We start from the raw sequence: 26,979 nt of genomic DNA on the forward strand, positions 1-26,979 counted from the left end.
TAATCCGTGTCGACCGCTCCGCTTCGGCTACCCCGTGGCGACTACTCCGCATCGCCGACCGTGATCTCCACGCTCTCCTCCGACCGCGGAGCCGGCGGCACCCCGCCCAGCCGCTCCGGCGCGCCCGGGTTCATCGTGGAGAGCAGCTGCCGGGCCAGACCGAGACCGGTCCCGCCCATGGTCAGCGCCTTGGCGAAGACGTCCGCCATCCCGTCGGCGCCGTTCAGCAGCACCATCTGGTCGACGTTCCCGAAGGCGGACGCGCCGGCCGAAACGATCTCCGGCCACTTCTCCGCCAGCTGCTGGGCGACGACGGCCTCCTGGTTCTCGGCGAGCGCCGCCGCACGCGCCTTGATCGACTCGGCCTCCGCCAGACCCTTCGCCCGCGTCGCCTCGGCGACGGCGAGCCCCTTCGCGTGCTGCGCCGCCGCCTCCGCCTCACCGGTGAGCCGGGTCGCCGTCGCCTTGGCCGCGCTCGCCAGCTCGGTCTCCTTCGCATCGGCCTCGGCCGCCGAGATCCGGGCGTCGCGCTCGGCCGCGGCCAGCGTCCGGGTCTCGTACGCCATGGCGTCGGCCGGCTTGCGGACCTCCGCCTGGAGCTGCTGCTCCTTGCGATGGCCCTCCAGCTCGGCCACCCGGGTCTCCTGGACCACGACCTCCTGGCGCGAGGCCGCCTCGGCCAGCGGGCCGGCCTGCCGGGCCTTCGCGGATGCCTGGTCCCGTTCGGCCTGGTAGCCCGCCTGGAGGATCTCGCTGTCCCGGGTCGCCTCCGACATGCGCGCCGCGGCCTGCTGCTCGGCCTCGGTCGCCCGCCGGTTCGCCTCCGCCTGCGCGATCCGCGCGTCCCGCTGGACGGCGGCGGCGTGCGGGGCGGCCAGGTTCTTGATGTACCCGGTCGGGTCCTCGATCTCGTGGATCTGCAGCGAGTCGACGATCAGACCGAGCTTCTCCATCTCCGTGCCACAGGCCGAACGCGCCTGCCCGGTCAGCTTCTCCCGGTCACGGATCATGTCCTCCACGGTCAATCCGCCGACGATGGCGCGGAGATGACCGGCGAAGACGATGTGCACCCGCTCCGACATCAGCTTCTGCTGGTCGAGGAAGCGGCGGGCGGCGTTGGCGATCGACACGAAGTCGTCACCCACCTTGAAGATCACCACACCGCGGACCTTGAGCGGAATGCCCTGGTGGGTGACGCACTCGACGGACAGCTGCGTCTCGTTGAGGTCGAGCGAGAGCTTGCGCACCGCCTGGACGCCGGGCATCACGAGGGTGCCGCGACCGGTGACGATCCGGAACCCCATCCCCGCGCCGAGACCCTCGTTCTTGTGGTTGGAACCGGAGATGATCAGCGCCTCGTTGGGTTCCGCGACGCGCCACATCATCTTGAAGACGACGATCAGAAGGACGAAGGCGCCGACGACGACGCCCGCCAGAATGCCGATGCCCATGGGCAGTTCCCCCTTCACCGGAGCCGTGCGGATCCGGTGAAGGGAGTGTGCGCCCGTCCCGGGCGCCACTCAACGGTCCGGTCAACTGTCGTACGCGGCTGTGACATAGACGGTGCGTGGAGGGAGATGTTCCATGACCATCACCACCGTCCCCGTCTCGATCCGCTCCTTCGGGGACGCGGGATAGGCGAGGAAGTGCTCGGCGCCGCCCCGGATCCGGACGATCACCTCGCCGACGAGGCCGGGCCCGATCACGCCGGTCACCCGGCCCAGCAGGCCCACCATCGAGGAGTCCATCGACGCTTCGTCCATGGATCAACGGTACGTCAGATCCAGCCGTCCAGCGCGGACATGAACCCGTCGAAGTCGTCCCGGTGGATCGTGTGACCGGCACCCGCGACGGTGCGGAGGGTGAAGCCGCGACCCTCCAGCATCGCGGCGTCACCGGCGGGGATCAGCGCGCTCGGATCGGCGAGGGTGACGAGGGAGGGGACCACGGGGTGCGCCGGCCACATGTCCGTACCGACGACGTCGACCAGGCCGTACGCCGACCGCTCGTCCCAGACGCGTACCGACTCCATCTCGGTGTCGAGGTCGTCGTCCGACCAGCCCGGGTTGAACTCCTTCACGAAGTCCCTGGAAAGGGACTTGCCCCGGACGAAGAGCTCCGGCACGTATCCGAAGGGGCCGCTCTTCAGATGCCATGCGGGGTCCGAGTACACCGCGCGGGCCGGCTTCAGCCGCTCCACGGCCCGCGCCAGGGCGAGCCCGCCGAGCGAGTGCCCGACGGCCAGGTCGGCGCCGGCCGGGAGAGTCTCGACGAGGTCGTCGGCGTAGTCCTCCGGCCGGTACTCCTCGGGCCCCGCCGCCCGGGCGCTCGCCCCGTGCCCCCGCAGGTCCACGGCCATGACCCGGTAGCCCCGCGAGGCGAGGGCCGGCCCGACCCGTCGCCAGGTGCGGTGGTCGGCCATGAGGCCGTGGACGAGCAGGGCTGTCCGGTCACCGGATCCCCATGTGGTGGTGTGCAGACGCACGGTGCTGCCTCTCCTGGTGGTGCGACGGGTACGGGGGTGCCCGGCGGATCAGGGGCATCGACAGCCCCTGATCCGACCGGACACCCCCGGGCGGCACCGACCGTCGGTCAGCGCACGCCGCGGATGGGGCGCACGGCGAGCGCGCCGAGCACCGACAGTACGGCCGCCACGAGGAACAGGGCCGTGTATCCGCCACCGCTCAGCGAGACGATGAGCGAGGCCACGAACGGGGCGATGATCTGCGGTCCGGCGTTGGCGACGTTGAGGACGCCCATGTCGCGGGCCGCGTCCTCGGCCGTGGGCAGCACCATCGTCACCAGGGCGGTGTCGACGGCCATGTAGCAGCCGAAGCCGAGGCCGTTGACGACCGAGAAGGCGAGCATCGCGGTCCAGCTGGTCGACACGGCCGGGATGACCAGGGCGACGGCGGCGAGCGCGGCCGACGCGCCCACGAAGAGCTTGCGGCGGTCGAAGCGGTCGGAGAGCCAGCCGCCGAGGACGGTGGAGACCACCATGGCGATCGCGTTGAGCGGGGTGAGGACGGCCACGGCCTCCTCGGCGGACAGTCCGGCGGGCAGCACGGTGTGGTCCTTGAGGATGTACAGCTGGAATCCGGCCACCGCGAAGTAGCCGAGGATCAACAGGGCCCGGCCGATGAACGCCCAGCGGAAGTCGTGGTGCCTGAGGGCGCTGCCGAAGGCCGCTATCTGCTGCCTGACCGGCAGGGGGGCCTTCGGGGGCATGCGCTCCTCGCGGGCGCAGGCGGTGAAGAGCACGGCCGTGCCGGCGACGATCGCGCCGAAGACGAGGTAGCCGGTGCGGTAGTCGTCGGAGAAGGCCGCGCCGACGAGGGCGCCGATCGTCGAGCCGACCGGCAGACCGAGGCCCACGGCCGCCGAGGCCTTGCCGCGCGCGCCCATCGGGACCCGGTCGGGCACCACGGAGGTGATCGCCGCCTGGTAGATGTTCATGACGGCCTGGCCGAGACACCAGGCGATCGTGACCAGCAGGATCGTGTCGACGCTGCCGAGGAGCAGCATCACCGGGAGGGCGAGCAGTCCGCCGCCCAGGATCCAGGGGTTGCGCCGTCCGGACCGGTCCGAGAGCGCGCCCGCGACCGGGTTGAAGACGGTCGCGAAGATCGCGGATATACCGGCGACGAGGCCGAAGTTCGCCACCTTGTTCGCGGGGTCGATGTCCTCGATCTGGAGCGCGAGGAGCATCCCGGCGACGCCGACGTACAAGGCGTACATCGCCGAGTTCCCGGCGAGGAGCAGCGGCAGCAGCCCGCGCGTCGGCCGGCCGGCCGCGGGGGAGTCGGGGCCGGCCGTACCGGATGCGGGGCCGGCGGTGCCGGTTCCGGAGCCGGTTCCGGAGGAGGAAAGGGCCACAGTGCCCTCCTGGGAGAGATCGCCCGATGAGGGGGCGAGGAGCGGAATGAGCGAGGGGGTTACACGTGTCAGTGACGCGTGTGAGCACTGTGTAGCACTCAAATCAGGCCATCCGCCAGACCCTGTGCCGGATCGTTCTGGAAAGATGCCGGAGCGATGAGCCACTCAACCGATCAGACCCCCGAACGCCCCACCGGCCACGCGGTCCCCACCAGTGCCGACGTCGCGCGCCTCGCGGGCGTCTCCCGGGCCACCGTCTCGTACGTGCTGAACAACACCTCGGCCGTCCGGATCAGCGAGCCCACCCGTCGCAGGGTGCGCGAGGCGGCCGAGGAGCTGGGATACGTCCCCCACGCGGCGGCCCGCAGCCTGCGCGCCGGCCACAGTCGGATGGTGCTGCTGCCGAGCGCCCACATCCCCGTGGGACCGCTCTACAGCCAGTTCTTCAACGATCTCCAGTGGGAGCTGCGGCGCCTCGACTACACGGTGGTGCAGTACGGCAGCGTCGGCCTGAAGCCCGACGAGGCGGCCCGCGCCTGGGCCGAGCTGCGGCCGGTCGCCGTGGTCTCGCTCGGCGAGGTCGAGCTCACGGAGCAGGCGGTCGAGCTCCTCAAGCGCTCCGGGGCCCGCGCGGTGATCACGCTCGGCACGCAGCAGGTCCCGGGCACCCACTCCCTCGCCATGGACCAGGGCCGGATCGGCGAGGTCGCCACCGCCCACCTGATCGAGAGCGGCCGGCGCCGGATCGGCGTCGTCGTCCCGGAGGAACCGGGCCTCGGGATGTTCTCGCGGCCCCGCCTGGAAGGCGCGCGGCGCGCGGCCGAGAGCGCCGGCACCGGGGCCGCCGCCGGCGCCACCGTCGTCCCCCTGCCCCTGCGGTACGACGAGGAGTCCGCGGACGAACTGGCCGGGCGGTGGCGCGAGCTGGGCCTCGACGCCGTGTTCGCCTACAACGACGAGTACGCGATGCTCCTCATGCGGGCGCTCCAGGACGCCGGGATCTCCGTACCGGAGGAGACCGCCGTCGTCGGCGCCGACGACCTGCTGCTCGGCCGGCTGCTGCGGCCGCGGCTGAGCACCGTCCACATCGACATGGTCCTCGGCCGCGAGCTGGCCGAGCTGGTCGACCAGGCCGTGCGGGACGCGGACACCCCGCCCCGCTCCCGCCGCCTCCTCGACTCGCGGGTCGTCCGGCGGGAGTCCAGCTGAGCGCTTAGCGTCGGTGCATGAGCACAGTTCCGAAGCGCTTCGAGATCCTGCTGGTGTCCGAGCACGTCGAGGACCGCGGCGGCGCGTCCGTGGAGGACAGCGCGGTCCGCTCGGCCGTCGTCGAGGCCACCGGGCGACACGGCGCCTCCGGCTATCCGATCTACGAGGGACACGGCATCGTCGCCGACATCGACCCCGAGACGCGGACGGTCGAGGCCCTGCTCGTCGACGGCCGTGAACTCGACTACGGACTCACGGCCCTCGTCCGCACGGCGGCGCGCGGCTGACGCGGCGCTCTCCCACGGCACACGCCACGCGCCGCACGGTCCACGGCGCACGGCGCATGACCCACGGCATCGGCATCGGCCTCGCGCCTGACCTGGCACTCTCCCCCGCGGGCCGGTCCCGGTGCGGCTCGAAGACGCCCGTTGACACCGTGCGGCGACGGGCACAGACTCGGCGGCGCACGCCGGAGACGAAAGTCTCCACACCAGGCGAACAGAGTCGTTCCGAAGGTCACGTGGGAGAGAACCGATGAGCATCCGCGACGTCTACATCGTCGACGCCGTCCGCACACCGATCGGGAAGTTCGGGGGCGCGCTCGCCGGGGTGCGCCCGGACGACCTCGCCGCCCACGTGGTGCGCGCCCTCGTCGACCGCTCGCCCGCGCTCGACCCGGCCCGCGTCGACGACGTCTACTTCGGTGACGCCAACGGCGCGGGCGAGGACAACCGCGACGTGGCCAGGATGGCCGTCCTCCTCGCCGGACTCCCCGTCAGCGTCCCCGGCGTCACCGTCAACCGCCTCTGCGGCTCCGGCATGGAGGCCGTCATCCAGGCGGCCCGCGCCATCGCGCTGGGCGACGCCTCCGTCGCCATCGCCGGCGGCGTCGAGTCCATGTCCCGTGCCCCGTGGGTCCTGCAGAAGCCCGAGCGGGCCTTCCCCGCCGGTCACCAGCAGCTCCACTCGACGACCCTCGGCTGGCGCATGACCAACCCGAGGATGCCGGCCGAGTGGACGGTCTCCCTCGGCGAGGGCGCGGAACTCGTCGCCGACAAGCACGGCCTCACCCGCGAGCAGCAGGACGCCTTCGCGCTCGCCAGCCACCACAAGGCCGCCGAGGCGTGGGCGAAGGGGCTGTACGACGACGAGGTCGTCCCGTACGCGGGCGTGGACCTGAGCCGCGACGAGTGCATCCGCGACACCACCTCCATGGAGGCGCTCGCCAAGCTCAAGCCCTCCTTCCGCCCCACGGGCGGCACGGTCACGGCGGGCAACTCCTCGCCGCTCAACGACGGCGCGGCGGCCCTGCTCCTCGTGGACGAGGACGGACTGCGCGAGACGGGCCGCGAGCCGCTCGCCCGCATCCGCACGTCGGCCGTCACCGGCATCGAGCCCCAGCTCTTCGGCCTCGGCCCGGTGGCGGCCGTCCGGCGGGCCCTGGAGAAGGCGGGACGTTCCTTCGCCGATCTGACGACCTTCGAGCTCAACGAGGCCTTCGCGGCCCAGGCGCTCGGCTGCCTCGCCGAATGGCCGGAACTCGACCCCGAGATCGTGAACCCGCGAGGCGGCGCCGTCGCCATCGGCCACCCGCTGGGCGCCTCGGGCGCCCGGCTCGCCGGGTCCGTGGCGCACCAGCTCGCCGCGGCCGGCTCGGGCACGGGCCTCGCGGCGCTCTGCATCGGCGTGGGCCAGGGCCTGGCGCTGGTCCTGGAGCGCTGAGCCCACGCACGTACGCACGCATGGACGCGTGTGCCGAGCCGCGCACGCCCGTGCCGGGCTGAGCCCGCGCGCGTACGCGAGAGGGGTACGGGAGACTCTCCCGTACCCCTCATCGTCCCGTCGTCACGGGGTCACTGCTGCTGAGCGGCCTCCACGGACTTGCGGACCTCGTCCATGTCCAGCTTGCGGGCCTGCCCGATGACGTCCTCCAGGGCGGCCTCCGGCAGGGCGCCCGGCTGCGCGAAGACGGCCACGTTGTCCCGGACGATCATCAGCGTCGGGATCGAGCGGATCTCGAAGGCGGCGGCCAGCTCCTGCTGGGCCTCGGTGTCCACCTTCGCGAAGACCAGGTCCTGGTGCCGCTCGGACGCGGCCTCGAAGACCGGGGCGAACTGACGGCAGGGACCGCACCACGAAGCCCAGAAGTCGATCAGGACGAAACCGTTCCCGCTCACGATCTCGTCGAAGTTGTCCTTGGTGAGCTCTACGGTGCTCATACCTGCCTACCTTTCGGGGTCTCCTGGCGGTGTCCTCACGGTCCCCTGGGGACTCGCCCGGCACAACGGCGTATCGAGCCGCGCTATTCCGGGCCCCTGCCAGCAGACTGGGATCATGACACGAGCGGTGGAAGAGAGCACGTACGACGTGGTGGTCCTCGGGGCGGGACCGGTGGGCGAGAACGTCGCCGACCGGGTGCGGGCGGCCGGGCTCAGCGCCGCGATCGTCGAGAGCGAGCTGATCGGCGGCGAGTGCTCGTACTGGGCGTGCATGCCCAGCAAGGCGCTCCTGCGCCCCGTGCTCGCCCGCTCCGACGCCCGCAAGGTCGCCGGCCTGCGCGAATCGGTCTACGGTCCGCTCGACGCCATGGAGGTCTTCAGGCACCGGGACACCGTCGTCGGCCACTGGAAGGACGACGGCCAGGTCGACTGGCTGGATTCGATCGGCGTACGGGTCTTCCGCGGCCACGGCCGCCTCGCCGGGCCCCGCCGGGTCGCCGTCGCAGGACCCGAGGGGGACGAGCACGTCCTGACCGCCCGGCACGCGGTCGTCGTCAGCACCGGCAGCCGCGCCGTCCTCCCCGAAGTGCCCGGCCTGACCGGGGCCAGGCCCTGGACCAGCCGAGAGGCGACCAGCTCCGACCGGGTGCCCGCGCGACTGATCGTGGTCGGCGGGGGAGTGGTCGGCGTGGAGATGGCCACCGCCTGGCAGGCCCTGGGTGCGAAGGTCACCCTGCTGGTACGGGGCGGGGGGCTGCTGCCCCGGATGGAACCGTTCGTCGGCGAGCGGGTCGCCGAGGCCCTGACAGCGCGGGGCGCGGACGTCCGCACCGGCGCCCGGGTCACCGCGGTGGTACGCGACGGGGGCACCGGCCCGGTGACCGTGGTCCTGGAGGGCGGCGACCACGTCGAGGGCGACGAGGTGCTCTTCGCGACCGGCCGGGCCCCGCGCACCGAGGACCTCGGCCTGGAGACGGTCGGCCTCGCGCCGGGCTCCTGGCTCGACGTCGACGACAGCCTCCGGGTCACCGGCAGCGACTGGCTCTACGCGGTCGGGGACGTCAACCACCGCGCGCTCCTGACCCACCAGGGCAAGTACCAGGCCCGGATCGCCGGCGCCGCCATCGCCGCCCGCGCGCAGGGCGGCGATCCTCCGGCCGACGCGCGCTGGAGCGCGCACACGGCCACCGCCGACCACGCGGCCGTGCCGCAGGTGGTGTTCTGCGACCCCGAGGCGGCGGCCGTCGGGCTCACCCTGGCCGAGGCCGAGCGGGCCGGTCACCGGGTCCGGGCGGTCGACGTCGACATGCGGCAGGTCGCCGGTGCCGGGCTCTACGCCCAGGGCTACCGGGGACAGGCCCGGATGGTCGTGGACCTCGACCGGGAGGTCGTCCTCGGCGTCTCCTTCGTCGGCCCGGGGATCGGCGAGCTCCTCCACTCGGCGACGGTCGCCGTCGTCGGCGAGGTCCCGATCGCCCGGCTCTGGCACGCCGTACCGTCGTACCCGACCCTGAGCGAGGCGTGGCTGCGTCTCCTGGAGGCCTACCGGGGCTGACGGTGCGTCACGTCTCTTCCGTGCGGGGCGTGTCGGGGGCGTACGGCGCGATGAGCAGCCGTGCCGCCGAGCGCGCCGCCTCCAGTGCCGGGCGCGCGTCCCGGCCGGACTCCTGACCCAGGACGACTCGGGTGCTCAACCCGTCGAGCAGGGCCAGGAGTTCGGAGGCCCGGGCGGTGGCGTCGAGCGGTGCGAAGCGCCGCCGGGCGACCCCCGCCGTGAGCAGGGACTCCAGGTCCTCCTGCCAGCCCTGGTCCAGCGCGTCCTGGGCCTCGCGCAGCGCGGTGTTGCCGGGGGTGCGGGCCCAGAGCTCGATCCAGAGCGTCCAGCGCGGGTCGCGGGGCCCGCGCGGCAGGTAGAGCCGCAGGAAGAGGTCGAGCTTGCGCTCGGCCGGGATCCGCCGGGCCAGCAGGGCGGCCCGCTCCCCGGTGAGCGCGGCCTCGCTCCAGCGGAGGGCGGCGAGCAGCAGGAGGTCCTTGCTGCCGAAGTAGTACAGGATGTGGCCGCCGCTCGTGCCGAGCCGCTCGGCGAGCGCCGACATGGTGAGCGAGGTGAGGCCCTCCTCGGCGATCATCGCCATGGCCTCCTCCAGCATCCGCTCCTGGGTGACGTTCCCGTCCCGCCGTCGTGTCGCACCGGCCACCGCCGCCATCCCCCGATCCGGGTCCCGATCCGTGTCCCGCAGTCCCGCTGTCCGTGGGGTCGACCTTAACCGCAACATGCGAAGGTCTTGACGTGGCCTGAATTCATCGCCCATCTTGAATGCCGTTCTAAGACTTAGAACAGCATTCAAGACAGGAGTGCGGTCGTGATCGGACACGAGACGGCGCCCATGACCACGGGGACCACGGGCCGGGACGAGGTGTTCCAGGTCGAGGAGCACGGGATCGACCCCATCCCCGACGCCGAACGGCACGGCAGCGCCAAGGACGTCTTCTGGCTCTGGTTCGGCTCGAACCTCACGTTCACCTACGTGATCAACGGCGCCCTCGCCGTCGCCTTCGGCCTCTCCTTCTGGCAGGCCACCGCCGTCGTCGTGATCGGCGGCCTGTCGTTCCTCGCCATCGGCGCGGCCGGACTCAGCGGCGTGCGCACCGGCACCGCGACCCTCGTGATCTCCCGGGCCGCCTTCGGCGTCCGCGGCAACTGGCCGGCCGGTCTGCTCAACTGGATCGTCAGCATCGGCTACACCGTCGTGAACACCGTGGTCGGCACCCTCGCCCTCGAAGCCTTCTTCGCCGACCTCGGCTGGCACGGCGGACACCTCACGCGGGCCCTCGCCCTCGCCGTCACCCTCACGCTGACCTTCGCCGTCGCCCTCTGGGGCCACGCCACCGTCCAGTTCGCCGAACGCTGGATGGCGTACGTCCTCGCCGTCGGCTTCGCCGCGCTCCTCGTCCTCGTGCTGCCCGGCGCCGACACCTCCGCCCCCTCCGCCGCGCCCGGCGCCGCGGGCTGGAGCATCGCCTTCGTCGTCATGCTCGCGGGCCCCTTCTCGTACGTCCCCATGCCCGCCGACTACACCCGCTACCTGCCCCGCACCACCTCCCTCAAGGCCGTCACCCTCAGCGGCGGGCTCGGCGGCTTCCTCTCCTCCGTCGCCCTGGGCGTCGCCGGTGTCGCGGCCGCGACGCAGGTCGACATGACCGACGCGGTGGCGGGCACCGAGAGCCTGCTCCCCGGCTGGTTCCAGCCCCTCTTCCTCGCCCTCGTCCTCGGCGGCTCGGTCACCAACTCGATCATCACGCTCTACTCGTCGAGCCTGAACCTCCAGGTCCTCGGCATACCGTGGAGCCGCGCCCGCGCCATCGTCATCAGCGCCGCCGTGACGGCCGTCGGCTCCCTCGGCGCCCTCTTCCTCACCGACTTCACCACCTCGCTCCTCTCCTTCCTCTCCCTCCTGATCATCGTCTTCGCCCCCTGGGGCGGGGTCTTCCTCGCCGACATGGTGCTCCGCCGCTGCGCGTACGACTCCGCCGCCCTGCACGCGCGGGAGGGCGGCGCCTACTGGTACCGCTCCGGCTGGCACCCGGCCGGCATGACCGCGCTCCTCTCGGGTCTCCTCTTCTCCGCGCTCACCTGCGACTCGGAGCTCTGGACCGGCCCGCTCGTCGCGCCCCTCGGCGGCGCGGACCTCACCCTGCTCGGCGCGGTGGTCTCGGCCCTCGTGTACGTGCTCCTCGCGGGCAGGACCGTCGCGCCGGCACGCGGCGCCTGAGCCCCGCCCGAACCCCTCGCAGCTCCCTCGCACACGCCCAGCGGTACGCACGTCATGGAGTCACCCCGCATGCACGGCACCACCCCTTCCCCTGCCCCCGCCGATCTCGTCCTCACCGGCGCCCGGATCCACACCGTCGACCCCGCGCTCCCCGAGGCGCAGGCCCTCGCCGTCAGCGCCGGCCGCATCGTCTGGATCGGCTCCGAAGCCGGAGCGGGCGCCTGGACGGGCCCCGGCACCCGGGTGCTCGACGCCGGAGGGCGGCTCGTCCTGCCCGGCTTCGTCGACGCCCACAACCACGTCCGCCTGGGCTCGGACGACGCCTGCGTCCAGCTCGCCGGCGCCCGCACCCTCGACGCCATCCACGCACGCATCCGCACCTGGCGCGAGGCGCACCCCGACGCCGAGTGGATCGAGGCCGAGGCCTTCGACTACTCGGCCGTCCCCGGCGGGCGCATGCCCACCGCCGCCGACCTCGACCCGGCCACCGGCGACACCCCCGCCGTCGTCCTCAGCTACGACGTGCACACCGCCTGGCTCAACACCGCCGCCCTGCGGAGACTCGGTGTCGACCGCGACCACACCGATCTGCCCTTCGGCCGCGCCGTGACCGACCCGGACACCGGCGAACCCACCGGATTCGTCAAGGACTTCGCGATCAAGGGCCTCTCCCGCGACGGCCATCGCGCACTGCGCGAGCTCGGCGTCCCGTGGGCCTCGCCCGACCGGCAGTACGGCCGGCTCGCCAAGAGCCTGGACGACGCCATCGGCTACGGCATCACCACCGTCGTCGAGCCGCAGAACTCCCTCGACGACCTCGCCCTCTTCCAGCGTGCCCGCGCCGAGGGCCGACTGCGCTCGCGGATCGTCGCCGCGCTCTTCCACCCGCGCGGCACGACCGACACGGACCTGGACGCCTTCGAGGCGGCGGCGAAGGAGTTCGAGGACGACCGGCTGCGGGTCGGCCCGCTCAAGCTGTACATCGACGACGTCGTCGAACCCCGTACGGCCGCCCTCCTGGAGCCGTACGCGGGCTGCGCCCACCATCGCGGCGACACCTTCTACCCGCCCGAGGAGTTCGCCGAGCTGCTCACCCGCCTGGACGCGCGCGGCTTCCAGTGCTTCGTCCACGCCACCGGCGACCGGGGCATCCGCACCGTCCTCGACGCCGTCGCCCGCGCCCGCGCCGCCAACGGGCCGCGCGACGCGCGCCACCAGATCGTCCACGTCGAGTGCCTCGACCCGGCCGACACCCCCCGCTTCGCCGAGCTCGGCGTCGTCGCCTGCATGCAGCCCCGGCACGCCGCCCCCGACATCGCGGGCCCCGGCAAGGACTGGGCCGAGAACATCGGCCCCGACCGCTGGCACAAGGCTTGGCCGCTGCGCAGCCTGCACGCGGCCGGGGCGGTCCTCGCGCTCTCCAGCGACTGGAACGTCGCCGAGATGGACCCCATGGTGGGCATCCACGCGGCCGTCACCCGCCGTCCGCTCGACGGCGGGGAGAGCTGGACGGCGGGCGAGACGATCGACGTCGCCAGCGCCGTCGAGGGCTACACGATGGGCTCGGCGTACGCCAACTTCCTGGAGGACGAGCGGGGCTCGCTGACGGTGGGCAAGCTCGCCGACTTCGTCGTCCTCTCCCGGGACATCCTCCGCATCGCACCCGAGGAGATCCCGGGCACGGTGGCGGAGACGGTCGTGGTGGGCGGCGAGGTGGTCGTGGAGCGGCGCGCGGGGTGAGGGCCGCGCGGGGTCAGTGGCCCTCCTTCCCCGAGGTCACCGTGACCCGCCGCTCGAAGGTCCGCCCGCCGTCGCGCGACTCGTACACCCCGTCCTGGGTGGCGACGAGCAGCCGGCGGGCGTCCACGACGGTGAGCGCCTGCGGGGCCCCGCCCGGCACGGCGGCGACCCGGTCCCAGCGGATACCGGAACCCGTCGCGGCCCCCGTGCTCGTCTCCGTACCGCGGAAGAGGACCCCGCTCTGATCGACGCCGAAGAGGGCGTCGCGAGCACCCCAGGAGACGTACGCGAGGACCTGGCCCTCGCCGGGGGCGAAGGTCCTGCCGCCGTCCGTGCTGCGGGCCACCCCGGTCTCGGTGGTGGCGAGGACGGTGGCAGGGCCGGCGGGGGAGACGGCGATGTCGAGGGCGCGCAGCGCGGCCCGGTCCTCCCAGGTGACGCCGTCGGGGCTGACCCGCAGGCGTCCGTTCGTGCTGTCGTATCCGTAGACCGTGGAGTCGGGTGCGGTGTCGAGGGAGTGGAAGTCCACCTCGCCGCCGAGGGACTTCTCGTGCCAGGTGCGTCCGGAGTCCGTCGACTCGACGAGGCCGAGGTCGGCGGGCCCGCCGGAGCCGGGCGCGGGGTGACCGCTCGCGAGGAAGGCGCCCGAGGCGGTGACCGTGAAGCCCATGAAGTCGTCCCTGCGGTCGCCGACGCGTGTCGGGCGGCCGGTGGCGTCCGGGGTGTGGATGCCGTCGTGCGTGGCGACGTAGAGGGTGTCGCCGCGTACGCCGAGTCCGTGGATGTGGCTGAGGGCGCCGCCGGGGGAGTCGTCGGCGGCGGGCTCCTGCGAGCAGGCGGTCAGGGTGAGGGCGAGCGTCAGGGCGAGGGCGGCGGCGGTGGTCGTGGCCGAGGGCCCGGGGAAGTGCTTCTTCATCGTTCTTTCGCCGGAGGAGAGGAAGGGGAAGGGCACGGGGGCGGCGCGGCCGGCCCCGGTGAGGGACGGGCCGCGCCGCATGGGCCGGGTCAGAGCCGGTCGAGGATCTTCCGCAGCTCGGCGATCTCGGTGGACTGGGTCCGGACGACGTCGTCGGCGAGCTTCTTCGCCGAGGCGTTCCGTCCGTTCTTCTGCTCGTCCTTCGCCATGGCGACGGCGCCGTCGTGATGGGCGATCATCAGCTCGGCGAACTTCCGGTCGAAGGCCTCGCCCTTGACGGCCGCCAGGTCCTTCATGTCCTGCGCGGACATCATCCCGGCCATGCCGTGACCGGCACCGGCGGACGCGGGCTTGCCCCAGCCCTTGAGCCAGGCCTTCATCTTCCGGATCTCGGGGTCCTGCGCCCCCTCGATCGCGGCGACGAGCTTCCTGACCTCGGGGTCCTGGGCACGGCCGTCGGCGAGCTTCGCCATCTCCAGGGCCTGCTCGTGGTGGGGGATCATCATCTGGGCGAACATGACGTCCGCGTCGTTGAAGGCCCCGGGGGCGGCGGCTTCGGCGGACGCGCCGGCGGATGCGGAAGCGTCGGTGGATGCGGTGGCCGTGGCGGAGACCGTGGCCGTGGCGGAGGCCGTGGTGGACTTCCCGCCGTGATCCATCCCGCTCATCCCGCCGTCCTCCGTCCCGCAGGCGGCGAGCAGGAGCCCGGTGGCGGTGACGGCGCCGGCGAGGGCGAACTTCTTGGCGGTGGCACGCGTGAAGGTGCGCATGGGAGTGATACCTCGTGTGCTGTCCGTACGGAGCGTGAGCCCGTACACGCGGAAAAAGGGCAGGTCGAAGGCGTTCACGGGCAGCGCGAGGCGCCCGCGGTGGCGATACGGCCTAGATCCGCAGGATCGACAGCTGGGCGAGGTCGGGAGGTCTGCGCGGCGGCGCGTGGGGCCCGAGGGCGGGAACGAGCCGCGCGAGGACGGCGGCGAGCCAGTCGGGGCGCCGGGCCAGCGCGGCCCGGACGAGCCCGGTGAGGAGCCAGGCGCCGAGGACGGCCACGCACAGCGTGGTCATGTCCATCCCCGCCCCGGGGTCGTGACGCGCGTCGGAGCCCTCGGTGGCCGGCGAGCCGGTCTCCGGGGCGGTGTGGTGGGCGGCGGCGGTGGTCTCCGCTGTACCGCCGGAGCCCTCGGGATGGCCGACGGCGTGCATCAGGAACACCCCGAGCGCGAGCACGACGACGAGCAGGAGGTGCGCAAGGGCACCTCCTGCTCGCATTCCGCGCTTTCCGCGGGCCGCCCGACGTGTACGCAAGACCAGGACCTCCTGGCCCGACCATACCGTGCCGGGGTATCAGAACCGCGTCAGTACCGCGGTCGGCGGCGGCGGTGTCAGGAGGGGGTCTCGCCCGCCATCGCGGCGGCCATCCGCAGGTGCGGCGCGGCCTCGTCCGTGCGCCCCTGGCGCTCCAGGGTGCGCCCGAGCATCAGGCGGGCGTAGTGCTCGACGGGGTCGCGGTCCAGGACGGCCCGCAGCTCGGTCTCGGCCCGGGAGAGCTGCGCGGAGTGGTAGTAGGCCCGCGCGAGGAGCAGTCGCTGGGCCGTCTGCTCCGGGTGCTCGGCGACGAGGCCGCGCAGGATGCGGACGGCGGTCTGGTACTCCTTCGCGTCGAAGAACAGCCGCGCGCGGTCCCAGCGTTCCCCGGCCGTTCCGAACTCGTAGTACGTGTCGCTCACTTGCTCTTCCCTTCCGGCTTCCCGGATCTGCCACTCTGTGTGACGGTCGACCAGGTCAACAAGCCTGGATGGTTGAACATTCCACTACGATTGGTTGAGCGTCATGAGCAATCTTGATCGTCAGGCCGCGTTGACGGTGTGCGGTGGCCGAGGCTTCGTCGTCGCCGAGCCTGTGCGGGAGCTCCTCAGCCCGCGGCGCGTCCAGCTCGGGGAGTCGACCGAGGTCCGCCGACTGCTCCCGAATCTGGGTCGGCGCATGGTCGGCGCATGGGCGTTCGTCGACCACTACGGCCCCGACGACATCGCCGACGAGCCGGGCATGCAGGTCCCGCCCCACCCGCACATGGGGCTCCAGACCGTGAGCTGGCTCCACGAGGGCGAGGTCCTGCACCGCGACTCCACCGGCAGCCTCCAGACGATCCGCCCGCGCGAGCTGGGCCTCATGACCTCGGGCCGGGCGATCTCCCACTCGGAGGAGAGCCCCCGGCCGCACGCCCGCTTCCTCCACGGCGCACAGCTCTGGGTCGCGCTCCCCGACGCCCACCGCCACGTGGAACCCCACTTCCAGCACCACGCCGACCTGCCCCAGGTCACGGCCCCCGGTCTCACGGCCACGGTGATCCTCGGCGCCCTCGACGGCGCCGCCTCGCCCGGCACCACGTACTCGCCGCTCGTCGGTGCCGACCTCGCGCTGGCGGCGGGCACCGAGACGAACCTCCCGCTGGACCCCGACTTCGAGTACGCGGTCCTGTCCATGTCGGGCGAGGCCGAGGTCGACGGCGTCCCGGTCCTGCCCGGCTCCATGCTCTACCTGGGCTGCGGCCGCACCGAACTCCCCCTGCGCGCGGTGTCGGACGCGGGCCTGATGCTCCTCGGCGGAGAGCCGTTCGAGGAGGAGATCGTCATGTGGTGGAACTTCGTGGGCCGCACGGACGAGGAGATCAGGAAGGCCCGGGAGGAGTGGATGACGAGCGACCGCTTCGGCGAGGTGAAGGGCTACGACGGCGCCCGCCTGGACGCCCCGGAGGTCCCGGCGACCCAGCTCAAGGCCCGGGGACGGGTGCGCTGACCCACTCCTTCCTCTCCCGGGTCGATGCGGGAGGGGTGGTCCGGCCTCCTGATGACGCTGACAGGCTGACGGGATGAGGCCGTGCCGCGGTGCGCCGTGGCGCACGACGGGGCGAAGCGCTGCTTGGTGGGCCCAGGCGCCGCCTGGGCCTTCGTGGCCGGAACCGACGGCGTGGTGCGCGCGTCCTCGGTGGCGGACGGTGTCCGGCGCCCGATCGGGTTTGGCCGAAGGCGGCTTCGCCTCGGTCGTCTCCGTCCTTTTGCGGGGCGTGAGAATGCCGCCTATCCGCCCAATCCTTGATTTAACGGACTACCCGAGTAATCGCCATACTCTACCGGTCGTGAAGCGGCTCGATCCATGCTGTCGGAGTGGAACGCATGGGGGGCGGAAGTTCGCTGACGGCCATGGTCCCGGGGTCCGCACACGGCCGGTACTTGTCGGTCGCGGGTGTGGGGGCGGTCGGGGTGCCTTGACGGTGCCGAGGTGACCAGCCGTTTCTGAGCCGTACTCGGTGGTGGGGCTCAGAGTGCGTCCTGTTGTCGCGATCTCCCGCAGTGTCAGTAGCCAGTAGCCAGTAGCCAATACCTGTACCAGTGCCAACGCCAGTGCCGGCGTCGGTGCCGGTGTTCGTCGTGCCCGCGTCCACGGCCGCAGGCGCCCGACCCGGCGGCCGTAAGGGCACGACCAACAGCAGACCAATCCGTATCCCGCCGAACCGGAGGTACCCATGGACGGCGACACCCAGTCCTATGTGGTCGTACTCAACGACGAGGAGCAGTACTCGATCTGGCCGGCCGACCGTGACCTGCCGCTCGGCTGGCGCGGCGACGGCGTCAGCGGTTCCAAGGAGGAATGCCTGGCCCACATCGGCGAGGCCTGGACGGACATGCGTCCGTCGAGCTTACGCCAGGCCGGTCAGACCGGTTTCTAGCCACCCCACTCAGAGCGAAGGATGACGTGCCAGATGGTGCTCAATGAATTCCACGCCCGGGTGGCCGAGGCACCGGATACGGTCGCGGTGCAGGACGGTGACCTGAGACTGACCTACCGGAGCCTCGCCGCGCACGCGTCCGCTCTGGCGACCGAGCTCACCGAGCGGGGGGTGGGCCAGGACAGCGTCGTGGCCGTCTACGCCAACCGGTCGGCGGAACTGGTGGTCGCGGAGCTGGCCGTCCTGCTGGCGGGCGCGGCCTACCTGCCGCTGGACCCGGCCCACCCGGCCGCTCGGATCCGTCAACTGCTGGAGGCCTCCGGCGCCGTGGCGGTCCTCAGTACCGAGCCGCTGGTGTCCGGCGGGGCGCCGCTCGGCGACGACGTCCTGCTCGTCGACCTGACCGAGGAGCCGTCCGGCGCGGCCCTCCAGGCACCGCCCCGCGTGGACGGCGCCGCACTCGCGTACGTGATCTACACGTCGGGTTCCACCGGCCGGCCCAAGGGCGTCGCGGTGAGCCACGCCAGCCTGGCCAACCTGATGCACTGGCACCACAAGACCTACGGGACCCGGCGGGAGGACCGCTCGACCCTGCTGGCCAGCCCGGGATTCGACGTGTCCGTCCAGGACATCTGGTTCACCCTGACCGCCGGCGCCACCTTGGTGGTGCCGCCCGCGGAGGTGCGCACCTCGCCTCCCGCGCTCGCCGCCTGGCTGGCCGACGAGCAGATCACCGTGACCTTCCTGCCCACCCCGCTGGCCGAGGCCGTCCTCGACGAGACGTGGCCGGCGCACACGGTGCTGCGGTTCCTGCACACCGGCGGCTCGGCGATGCAGCGCGGTGTGCCGGACGGCCTGCCGTTCACGGTGATCAATCTCTACGGGCCGACCGAAGGCACCGTGAAGGTCACGGCCGGCGAAGTGCTGCCGCAGGGAGTGGTGCCGCCGCCGATCGGGGTGCCCGTCGACGGCGTGCGCTGCTACGTCCTGGACGGGCTCGACCCGGTGCCCGACGGCGAAGCCGGCGAGCTGTGCCTGGGCGGCGCGTGCGTGGCACGCGGATACCTGCACGACCCGGTGGCCACGGCGGCCGCGTTCGTGCCGGACATCGCCGTCCCCGGGCAGCGGATGTACCGCACCGGCGACAAGGTCCGCCGCCGCCCCGACGGGGTCTTCGAGTACATCGGCCGCTACGACGACCAGGCCAAGATCCGCGGGTTCCGGATCGAACCCGGCGAAGTGGCCACGGTCCTCAAGCAGCACCCGGGCGTCCGGGACGCCTTCGTCGCGGTCGAACACTCCGGCCGCCCCGACGCGCGCCTGGTCGGCTACGTGGTCACCGCCGTCCCCACGGCCGAGCTGGTCGACTTCGTCGCGGTCAAGCTGCCCAGCTACATGGTGCCGGCGGCGCTCGTCGTGCTGCCCGAGCTGCCGCTGACACCCAACGGCAAGGTCGACCGGGCCGCGCTGCCCGCCCCCGACCGGGCAGCGGCCGGCCTGGCCGCCGCCGCCGTCGCGCCCCGCACCCAGACCGAGGCGACGCTGGCGGGGATCATGGCCGGGCTGCTCGGCGCCGCGGAGGTGGGCGTCCACGACGACTTCTTCGCGCTGGGCGGGAACTCGCTGCTCGTCGCCGGTCTGGCGGGGCGCATCGCCGCGGAGCTGCACACCGTGGTGAGCGTGCCCGAACTGTTCGGCGCGCCCACCATCGCCGACCTCGCCGTGATCATCGACCAGCGGGCCGCCGAAGGCGACGGCCGTGAACCCGTCGCCCAGGCGATCGCGCCGACCGCGCCGCCGGTGCGCCGAGGCGACCGGAACCGGCCGATCCCGCTGTCCCTGCCGCAGGAGAGGGTCTTCTTCTTCGAGCAGCTCTCGCCCGGCAACCTCGCCTACAACTTCCAGGCCACGGTGTCCTTGCAGGGCGACGTGGACGTCGACGCCCTGCGCGCGACGCTCGACGAGATCGTCCGCCGGCACGAGGTCCTGCGCACCGCCTTCGTCGCCGTCGACGGCGTGGGCTACCAGCGTCCGCTGGCAGAGGCCAAGGCATCGCTGCTGGTCCTCGACGTCCCGGCCGAGCAGGCCGACGAGGTCGTCGCCGCGCAACTGCGCGAGCCGTTCGACCTGACCAAGCCGCCGCTGGCCCGCTGGGTCCTGCTGCGGCACGGCGACGGGCAGAACACCTTCCTCCACGTGGAGCACCACTTCGTCCACGACGGCTGGTCGCTCTCGGTGTTCCTGTCCGAGTTCCGCGCCCTCTACCCGGCCTTCGCCGCGGGACAGCCTTCGCCGCTGCCCGAACTGGAGGTCCAGTACGCGGACTACGCGATCTGGCAGCGGGACTGGATGCGCGGCGACGTGCTGCGCGCGCACGTCGACCACTGGACCGCCCGGCTGGCCGGCGCCCCGGACACCCTGGAACTGCCCGCCGACCGGCCGCGCCCGCCGGTGATGACCTTCCGCGGCCGGGCGCCGCGAATCCGGATCCCGGACGAACTGGCCCGTAAGCTGCGAGCCTTCAGCCGCGAGAACAGGGTCTCGCTGTTCTCCACCATGTACGCGGGCTTCGCGGCACTGCTGCACCGCTACACCGGGCAGCAGGACATGCTCGTCGGCACCGGCGCGGCGAACCGGAACGTACCCGAGCTGGAGCCGCTGCTCGGCATGCTCGTCAACACGCTGGTCATGCGCACCAAGGTGTCGGCCGACCAGTCGTTCAACGACCTGCTCGCCCAGGTGCGCCAGAGCGTCGCCGAGACACTTGCCTGGTCGGACACCCCTGTCGACGCGGTCATCGACGCGATCGACCCGGCCCGTGACCCCTCGCGTACCCCGCTGTTCCAGGTCATGTTCAGCTTCCATGACTCCGCGGTGCCCGACATCGACTTCGGCGGGCTCACCGGCAAGGTCACCGAGCGCTCGAACAAGACGGCCAAGGCCGACCTCAACGTCATCGTGATCCCGCGAGGCGAGCAGCGCATGGGTCGAGCGGCCCGGCCCGAGGACGACGACCTCACCATGATCTGGGAGCACTCGGCCGACCTGTTCGACGAAGCCACCATGGAGCGGATGGTCACGCACTACCTGACCCTGCTCTCCGACGCCGTGGCCAGTCCGGACACCCGCGTGGGCACACTGCGCATGCTCCCGGACGCGGAGGTCGACGAGCTCGACCGCTGGGCCCGCGGACCCGCACCGGCCGACACCCGGCCGGTGACCGAACTGATCGCCCGGCAGGTGCAGGAGCGCCCGGACGCCGTCGCGGTGCGCCGGCCGGACGGACAGCTCAGTTACGCGCAGCTGTGGCAGCGCGCCGGCCAACTGGCCAACAGGCTCCGCGAATCCGGCATCACCGCCGAGGAGCCGGTGGCGGTGTACGCCGACCGCTCCCTGGAACTGGTGGTCGGCGAACTCGCGGTCCTCATGGCCGGCGGATGCTATCTGCCCGTCGACCCGGCCTACCCGGCCGAACGCATCGCGTTCATAGTGCAGGACGCCGGCGTACGGAAGATCCTCACCACCCCCGAGACCCGGAAGCAGCTGCCGGAGTCCTCCCGGAACCTGCATGTACTCGACCTCGACTTCGATATCACGGACGAGCCGATCCACGCCGACCAGGTCACCCCGGAGCGGTTGGCGTACCTCATCTACACCTCGGGATCCACCGGCCGCCCCAAGGGAGTGGCACTGCCGCACCAGGGCCTCTCGAACCTGGTCGCCTGGCACATCGCCGAGTACGCGCTCGAACCGGCGGACCGCACCACACTGTTCGCGAGCCCCGGATTCGACGCCTCGACATGGGAGATCTGGCCCACCCTCGCGGCAGGCGGCACCCTGACCGTCGTCCCGTCGGACCTGCGGGCCGCACCGGCGGAACTCGTGCGCTGGCTCGGCGACGAGAAGATCACCGCGACATTCCTGCCCACCCCCATCGCTGCCGCCGTCCTGGCCGAGCCGTGGCCGGCCGACACCGCGCTGCGCGCACTGCTGACGGGTGGCGACGTCCTCCCGGCAGCGCCCTCCACAGGGTTGCCGTTCCGGTTGTTCAACCACTACGGACCGACGGAGAACACCGTCGTCGCCACGGCGGGCCTCGTACCGCCGGACGCGGCAGGACTGCGCCCGGCCATCGGCAGGCCGATCAGCGGGATCGACGCCCGCGTGCTGGACGCCGAAGGACAGCCCGTACCCACCGGCGTCCGCGGCGAGCTGTACCTCGGCGGAACCGCGGTGGCCCGCGGCTACGTCAACCGCCCCACGCTCACCGCGCAGAGCTTCCTCGCCGACCCGTTCACCGACCGACCCGGCGCACGCCTGTACCGCACCGGCGACCTGGTCCGCTGGCGCCCGGACGGGCAACTGGAATTCCTCGGCCGCGCCGACGAGCAGGTGAAGATCCGGGGCTTCCGCATCGAACCCGAGGAGATCGCGGCCACACTCAGGGAACACCCGGACCTGCGGGACGCCGTGGTCGTCGCCCACACGCCCGCACCGGGAGCCGAAGCCTCACTCGTGGCCTACGCCTGCGCCCACACCCCGAGCGCGACCGTCCTCGAGGACAAGCTCCTTTCGTTCCTGCACGACCGGCTGCCCGTGTACATGGTCCCGGACAAGGTCGTCCTGCTTCCCGCTCTGCCGCTCACCGAGCACGGCAAGGTCGACCATGACGCGCTGGCCGCCCTGACACCCGCCACGACGGCCGAGCCCGAGGCGCAGCAGACGCCGCGCACCCCGGAGGAGGAGCGCATCACGCAGCTGGCCTCCGCGCTGCTCTACGACCAGCCGGTGGGACGTACGGACGACTTCTTCCGCGCCGGCGGCCACTCCCTGCTGGCGGCCCGGCTGGTGGCCCAGGTCAACGAGGCCTTCGGCGTCGAGGTGTCGATCGCCACGTTCCTCCAGCGCCCCACGGTGGCGAGCCTGGCGGACGCCGTGACCGCCGCGGTCGCAGGGACCGCATCGGGCCCCGCCCCGATCAGGCCCCGCACCCGCCGCTCGGCCGTGAGGCCGTCCTCCGAGTCCGACCGGACCGGTGGCAGGAGCGACCAGTCGCACCTGCCCGACACGCACGAAACCGAGGTGGAGCAGTGAGCGGAGCCATAGAACCGGAGACCGAGGAAGAGGACGGTCCCGCTCCGCTGTCGTACGCGCAACAGCGACTGTGGTTCCTCGACCAACTCCAGCCCGGCAGCTCGGTCTACAACGTCCCGCTCGGCTACGACATCACCGGCCCGCTGCACCGCACGGCCCTCGAACAGGCGCTCGCCGAAGTCGTGCGCCGCCACGAGATCCTGCGAACCTCCTTCCGGTCCACCGGCGGAACCCCGCACCAGGTGGTCCTGTCACCCGCTCCTGTGTCCGTACCCGTCGTCGACCTGACCGCACCCGGCCGGACCGCGCACGAGATCGCACAGGAGGCGGCGCGACTCGCGGACGAGGAAGCCGGCACCCCGTTCGACCTGGTCGCCGGCCGGGTCATCCGGGCTCGCCTGCTGCGCCTGGGTGAGCAGCAGCACCGGCTGCTGCTCACCGTGCACCACCTCGCCTGTGACGCCGCGTCGGTCGCCACGCTCGGCAAGGAGATCGAGGTCCAGTACCTGGCCGCCCTCTCCGGCCAGGAGCGGCGCGAGCCCGATCTGCCCATGCAGTACGCCGACTTCGCCGACTGGCAGCAGAGCACCCTCGCCGGACCCGAACTCGACCGGCTCCTGGCGTACTGGAAAGACAACCTGGCCGGCATGCCGGCCCACCACCTGCCCACCGACCACGCCCGCCCTCCGGTGCAGAGCTACCGCGGCTCCGCGCTCACCTTCCAGCTGCCGGCCGAATCGGTCCAGCGGCTCGAAGAACTGGGCAGGTCCGAAGGCGTCACGCTCTACAGCGTGCTGCTCGCCGCTTTCGCGGTGCTGCTGCGGGGTCACGTCGGCGAGGACGAGGTCGTGGTCGGCACCCCGGTCTCCGGACGGGAACGGCCCGAACTGGCCGGCCTGATCGGATTCTTCACCAACACCCTGGTGCTGCGCTGCGACCTCACCTCCGGCCCGACGTTCCGTGAACTGATCCAGCGACTGTGGACGCAGGTCAAGGGAGCACTGGCCCACCAGGACCTGCCGTTCGAGAAGCTCGTCGAGGAACTCCACCCCGACCGTGATCTCGCCCAGAACCCGCTGTTCCAGGTGCTGTTCAGCTATCGCTACGAAGAGGAGGGCGCCGGGCTGCGTCTGGACGGCTGCCAGGTGCAGCCCGTCCTGGGCGACACCGGTGCGGCGCGGTTCGACCTCACGCTCAGCCTCACCCGGAACCCGGCGGGCGTGACCGGCCGACTGGAGTACAGCACCGACCTCTTCGAAGCCACCACCGCCCAGCGGATCGCGGAGCGCTACGTCAACGTCGTCACCGCCGCCGCGCTTGCCCCGGACCGGCCCGTCGACGAGCTGACGGTGCTGCCGGCGGGCGAACTCGCCCTCCTGGCCGACTGGCAGACGGGCACCCGGGCCGAGACCACCGACGCCCTGGTCCACCAGCTGTTCGCCGAGCGGGTGGCCGCGACACCCGACGCGGTCGCCCTGGTCGCCGCCGACGCCACGTTGACCTACCACGAACTCGACCGGCTCGCCGACCGCTTCGCCGACGAGCTGCACCAGCTCGGCGTGGCGCCGGACGAGCCGGTCGGCGTCCATCTCGGACGCACATCCCTGCTGATGGTCACCCTGCTGGGGATCCTCAAGGCGGGTGCGGCGTATCTCCCGCTGGATCCCGGCTACCCGCGCGACCGCCTGGCGTTCATGGTCAACGACGCCGGCGTGCGACTGGTCGTGGCGGACGCGGGCTCCGCCGCGGCCGCCGGGCGGCTCGGTGCCGCCCATGTCGTGGTCCCCGATCTGACCGGGGCACCGGACGGTCCGCCCGGCAGTCCGCGTCCGGCTGCCACGGCCGACAACCTGGCGTATGTGATCTACACGTCCGGGTCCACCGGACAGCCCAAGGGCGTCATGGTCACCCACCGCAACGTGGCCAACCTCTTCGCCGGGATGAACGACGTGTTCGGCGCCGACGAGCCCAGTACCTGGCTCGCGGTGACGAGCGTCTCCTTCGACATCTCCGTCGTCGAGCTGCTGTGGGCGCTGACACACGGCCACCGGATCGTGCTGCGCGCCGAACCGCCCCTGCCGTCGGTCCAGGCCGCCGCGGAATCGGCCGCGGCGGCCGAGGCCCGCGCCCGGCCCATCGACTTCAGCCTCCTCTACTTCGGCAGCGACTCCGAAGCCAGCTCCGACGACCGCTACCGCCTGCTGCTGGAGGGCGCGAAGTTCGCCGACCGCAACGGCTTCACCGCCGTGTGGACCCCCGAACGCCACTTCCACCAGTTCGGCGGTCTGTACCCGAACCCCTCGGTGATGGCCGCGGCCGTCGCCGCGACCACCGAGCGGGTCCAGGTCCGCGCGGGCAGTGTGGTGATGCCGTTGCACGACCCGCTGCGGGTGGCCGAGGAATGGTCCGCCGTGGACAACATCTCGGCCGGCCGGGTCGGCATCTCCCTCGCGTCCGGTTGGCACGCCAACGACTTCGCGCTCGCACCGGACCGGTACGAGAAGCGCAAGCAGCTGATGATGGACGGCCTCGCGGAGGTCCGAAAGCTGTGGCGCGGCGAGAAGGTGACCCGGTCCAACGGCGTCGGCGCCGAGGTCGAGGTCGGCGTGTACCCCCGGCCCGTCCAGCCGGAGCTGCCGGTGTGGCTGACCAGCGCGAAGCACCCGGAAACCTTCCGGATGGCAGGCGAGGCCGGCACCGGGGTGCTCACCCACCTCCTCGGGCACAGCCTGGAGGAACTGGCCGAGAAGATCGCGCTGTACCGCAAGGCCTGGCGCGAGCACGGGCACCCCGGCGACGGTCACGTGGCGGTCATGGTGCACACGTTCGTCGGCCCGGACATCGACGAAGTCCGGAAGCTGGTCCGGGAACCGATGAGCCGCTATCTGGAGACCTCCTTCGACCTGATCGCCTCGCTCGGCGCCACCACCGGCAGCGCCGAGGACTTCAGGGCGCTGCCCCCCGGGGAACTGCGGGAACTGGTCGACCGGGCCTTCGACCGGTTCTTCGCCACCGCCAGCCTGCTCGGCACACCCGAGGTCTGCGCCGACATGGTCGACCGGATGAAGGCCGCCGGCGTCGACGAGGTCGCCTGCCTGATCGACTTCGGCGTCGAGGACCAGGCGGCACTCGACGCCCTGACCCATCTGACGACCGTCCGGGAGATCAGCGACGAGCGCAGGAACGCCGCGCTGGCAAAGGCCGAGGACCCGGTCGCCCAGCAACTGCGCGAGCACGAGGTGACACACCTGCAGTGCACGCCCTCACTGGCCCGCGCCCTGCTGGCGGACCAGGAGACGCGCGCCGAACTGCCCCGCCTCAGCCGGCTCCTTGTGGGCGGCGAAGCGCTCCCCGCCGACCTGGCCCGCGAACTCGCCGAGACCGTCGAAGGCACGGTCCACAACATGTACGGGCCGACCGAGGCCGCGGTCTGGGCCACGACGTCCCGGATCGCCGCCGACGGCGGTCCGGTGACCATCGGGCGGCCACTGGCGAACGTACGGGCCTACGTGGTCGACCGCGACACACGGCTGTGCCCGACGGGCGTACCCGGAGAGCTGCTGCTCGGCGGGGACGGCGTGGTCCGCGGCTACCTCAACCGCACCGAGACGACCGCCGAGCGTTTCCTGCCCGACCCGTTCACCGACCGGCCCGGCGCACGCGTCTACCGAACGGGCGACCTGGCCCGCTGGACACCCGACGGCACACTCGAATTCCTCGGCCGGCTCGACGACCAGGTCAAGCTCCACGGCCACCGCATCGAACTCGGTGAGATCGAGACGGCACTCGCCGAACACGCGGGAGTCCGCTCGGCGGTCGCGGTCATCCGGGGCACCGGCGCGGAACAGCGCATCATCGGCTACTACGTCCCGGCAACCGACCGGCCCGCCACCGGTGCCGAACTGCGGGACTTCCTCGCCGCACGCCTGCCCGGCTACATGCTGCCGAGCGCCCTCCACCCGATCGATGCGATGCCGTTGACCCCGAACAAGAAGGTCGACCGCAGGGCGCTGCCCGACCTGTCGGACACGCGACCCGAGGGCACGACGGCGTACGCGCCGCCGACGAACGCGACCGAACGGCTGGTCACCGACGTGTGGCGGGACGTACTCGGCGTGGACCGGGTGGGCCTGGACGACAGCTTCTTCGCCCTCGGCGGGAACTCCCTGCTGGTGGTGGTGGCCAGGGCCCGGCTGCTCGAGCACCGCGACAGCGGGCTCTCGCTGGTGGACATGTTCCGATACCCGTCCGCCCGGGCACTGGCCGAGGCCATGGACCGCAAGCCGACCGAAGGGCCCGACGAGGCGGTCGACGCGGGTGCCGCACGAGGAACCGCCCGCCGCGTCGCCGGACGGGCCGCCGCGCGGCGCGCGGGCAGGACGGGGGCGTGACAGTGCCAACGAACATACCGATACGGCATCGAGC

General features: G+C 72.3%; 20 protein-coding genes and 2 pseudogenes. 12 read left to right on the forward strand and 10 right to left on the reverse strand.

The window, feature by feature from the left end:
* Nucleotides 1-41 precede the first annotated feature (41 nt).
* From SGA01_RS06045 to SGA01_RS06060, 4 genes are all read right to left on the reverse strand, one after another.
* A complete protein-coding gene (locus SGA01_RS06045) occupies nt 42-1,451 on the reverse strand; it encodes a flotillin family protein (protein ID WP_055639985.1) in 1,410 nt (469 codons plus the stop codon).
* 81 nt (nt 1,452-1,532) lie between these two features.
* Nucleotides 1,533-1,736 (reverse strand): NfeD C-terminal domain-containing protein, encoded by a 204-nt coding sequence (locus SGA01_RS06050; RefSeq protein ID WP_494485668.1) that lies wholly within the window; start codon nt 1,734-1,736, stop codon nt 1,533-1,535.
* A 41-nt stretch (nt 1,737-1,777) separates the two neighbouring features.
* Nucleotides 1,778-2,485, reverse strand: coding sequence for an alpha/beta fold hydrolase (locus SGA01_RS06055; RefSeq protein ID WP_141294041.1), 708 nt, complete (start codon nt 2,483-2,485; stop codon nt 1,778-1,780).
* A gap of 107 nt (nt 2,486-2,592) precedes the next feature.
* A complete protein-coding gene (locus SGA01_RS06060) occupies nt 2,593-3,876 on the reverse strand; it encodes an MFS transporter (protein WP_141294043.1) in 1,284 nt (427 codons plus the stop codon).
* Between the two features lie 156 nt (nt 3,877-4,032).
* Here SGA01_RS06060 and SGA01_RS06065 point away from each other — a divergent pair, with 156 nt between their 5' ends.
* From SGA01_RS06065 to SGA01_RS06075, 3 genes are all read left to right on the forward strand, one after another.
* The gene (locus tag SGA01_RS06065; RefSeq protein WP_141294045.1) at nt 4,033-5,085 is read left to right on the forward strand and encodes a LacI family DNA-binding transcriptional regulator; all 1,053 of its coding nucleotides are present in this window, start codon (nt 4,033-4,035) and stop codon (nt 5,083-5,085) included.
* A 17-nt stretch (nt 5,086-5,102) separates the two neighbouring features.
* On the forward strand, nt 5,103-5,372 hold the full coding sequence (locus SGA01_RS06070) for a hypothetical protein (protein WP_141294048.1): 270 nt from the start codon (nt 5,103-5,105) through the stop codon (nt 5,370-5,372).
* Nucleotides 5,373-5,619: 247 nt separating this feature from the next.
* Nucleotides 5,620-6,807, forward strand: a complete 1,188-nt coding sequence (locus SGA01_RS06075; protein ID WP_055639979.1) for a thiolase family protein — start codon at nt 5,620-5,622, stop codon at nt 6,805-6,807.
* Nucleotides 6,808-6,938: 131 nt separating this feature from the next.
* On the opposite strand, the gene trxA is transcribed toward SGA01_RS06075, so the two are convergent.
* The gene (gene trxA, locus SGA01_RS06080) at nt 6,939-7,304 is read right to left on the reverse strand and encodes a thioredoxin (RefSeq protein ID WP_141294050.1); all 366 of its coding nucleotides are present in this window, start codon (nt 7,302-7,304) and stop codon (nt 6,939-6,941) included.
* A gap of 115 nt (nt 7,305-7,419) precedes the next feature.
* Here trxA and SGA01_RS06085 point away from each other — a divergent pair, with 115 nt between their 5' ends.
* Nucleotides 7,420-8,859 carry a dihydrolipoyl dehydrogenase family protein gene (locus SGA01_RS06085; RefSeq protein WP_141294052.1) on the forward strand — a complete coding sequence of 480 codons (1,440 nt, stop codon included), beginning with the start codon at nt 7,420-7,422 and terminating at the stop codon, nt 8,857-8,859.
* 7 nt (nt 8,860-8,866) lie between these two features.
* On the opposite strand, the gene SGA01_RS06090 is transcribed toward SGA01_RS06085, so the two are convergent.
* Nucleotides 8,867-9,502 (reverse strand): TetR/AcrR family transcriptional regulator, encoded by a 636-nt coding sequence (locus SGA01_RS06090; protein ID WP_141294054.1) that lies wholly within the window; start codon nt 9,500-9,502, stop codon nt 8,867-8,869.
* Nucleotides 9,503-9,691: 189 nt separating this feature from the next.
* Between SGA01_RS06090 and SGA01_RS06095 the strand changes: the two genes are divergently transcribed.
* Nucleotides 9,692-11,077 (forward strand): purine-cytosine permease family protein, encoded by a 1,386-nt coding sequence (locus SGA01_RS06095; protein ID WP_229918403.1) that lies wholly within the window; start codon nt 9,692-9,694, stop codon nt 11,075-11,077.
* A 69-nt stretch (nt 11,078-11,146) separates the two neighbouring features.
* On the forward strand, nt 11,147-12,817 hold the full coding sequence (locus SGA01_RS06100) for an amidohydrolase (RefSeq protein WP_141294057.1): 1,671 nt from the start codon (nt 11,147-11,149) through the stop codon (nt 12,815-12,817).
* A gap of 13 nt (nt 12,818-12,830) precedes the next feature.
* Here SGA01_RS06100 and SGA01_RS06105 read toward each other — a convergent pair whose 3' ends face one another.
* The 4 genes from SGA01_RS06105 to SGA01_RS06120 all read right to left on the reverse strand — a co-directional run bounded on the left by SGA01_RS06105 (nt 12,831) and on the right by SGA01_RS06120 (nt 15,487).
* Nucleotides 12,831-13,733, reverse strand: a complete 903-nt coding sequence (locus tag SGA01_RS06105) for a F510_1955 family glycosylhydrolase (protein WP_141294188.1) — start codon at nt 13,731-13,733, stop codon at nt 12,831-12,833.
* 89 nt (nt 13,734-13,822) lie between these two features.
* Complete coding sequence (locus SGA01_RS06110) at nt 13,823-14,503, reverse strand: DUF305 domain-containing protein (protein WP_141294059.1); 681 nt, start codon at nt 14,501-14,503, stop codon at nt 13,823-13,825.
* A 112-nt stretch (nt 14,504-14,615) separates the two neighbouring features.
* Nucleotides 14,616-15,002: a DUF6153 family protein gene (locus tag SGA01_RS06115; protein WP_141294061.1), complete on the reverse strand. Its 387-nt coding sequence runs from the start codon at nt 15,000-15,002 to the stop codon at nt 14,616-14,618.
* Nucleotides 15,003-15,115: 113 nt separating this feature from the next.
* Complete coding sequence (locus SGA01_RS06120; RefSeq protein WP_141294063.1) at nt 15,116-15,487, reverse strand: tetratricopeptide repeat protein; 372 nt, start codon at nt 15,485-15,487, stop codon at nt 15,116-15,118.
* Nucleotides 15,488-15,563: 76 nt separating this feature from the next.
* On the opposite strand from SGA01_RS06120, the gene SGA01_RS06125 reads away from it, so the two are divergent.
* The 6 genes and pseudogenes from SGA01_RS06125 to SGA01_RS43050 all read left to right on the forward strand — a co-directional run bounded on the left by SGA01_RS06125 (nt 15,564) and on the right by SGA01_RS43050 (nt 26,945).
* Nucleotides 15,564-16,529: a pirin family protein gene (locus SGA01_RS06125; RefSeq protein WP_141294065.1), complete on the forward strand. Its 966-nt coding sequence runs from the start codon at nt 15,564-15,566 to the stop codon at nt 16,527-16,529.
* A gap of 727 nt (nt 16,530-17,256) precedes the next feature.
* Nucleotides 17,257-17,460 carry an MbtH family protein gene (locus SGA01_RS06130; RefSeq protein ID WP_141294067.1) on the forward strand — a complete coding sequence of 68 codons (204 nt, stop codon included), beginning with the start codon at nt 17,257-17,259 and terminating at the stop codon, nt 17,458-17,460.
* Between the two features lie 33 nt (nt 17,461-17,493).
* Entirely contained in the window at nt 17,494-22,554 is a 5,061-nt protein-coding gene (locus SGA01_RS06135; protein WP_167534020.1) for a non-ribosomal peptide synthetase, read from the forward strand.
* Nucleotides 22,551-23,915 (forward strand): annotated as a pseudogene (locus SGA01_RS43040) (condensation domain-containing protein); the annotation flags it as partial. The gene SGA01_RS06135 and the pseudogene SGA01_RS43040, both read left to right, overlap by 4 nt.
* Before the next feature lie 87 nt (nt 23,916-24,002).
* Nucleotides 24,003-24,575: pseudogene (locus SGA01_RS43045) on the forward strand (AMP-binding protein); the annotation flags it as partial.
* A 12-nt stretch (nt 24,576-24,587) separates the two neighbouring features.
* Nucleotides 24,588-26,945 carry a MupA/Atu3671 family FMN-dependent luciferase-like monooxygenase gene (locus SGA01_RS43050; protein ID WP_443098356.1) on the forward strand — a complete coding sequence of 786 codons (2,358 nt, stop codon included), beginning with the start codon at nt 24,588-24,590 and terminating at the stop codon, nt 26,943-26,945.
* Nucleotides 26,946-26,979 lie beyond the last annotated feature (34 nt).

It is taken from the genome of Streptomyces gardneri, assembly GCF_006539185.1.
GTDB classification, from domain to species: domain Bacteria; phylum Actinomycetota; class Actinomycetes; order Streptomycetales; family Streptomycetaceae; genus Streptomyces; species Streptomyces gardneri.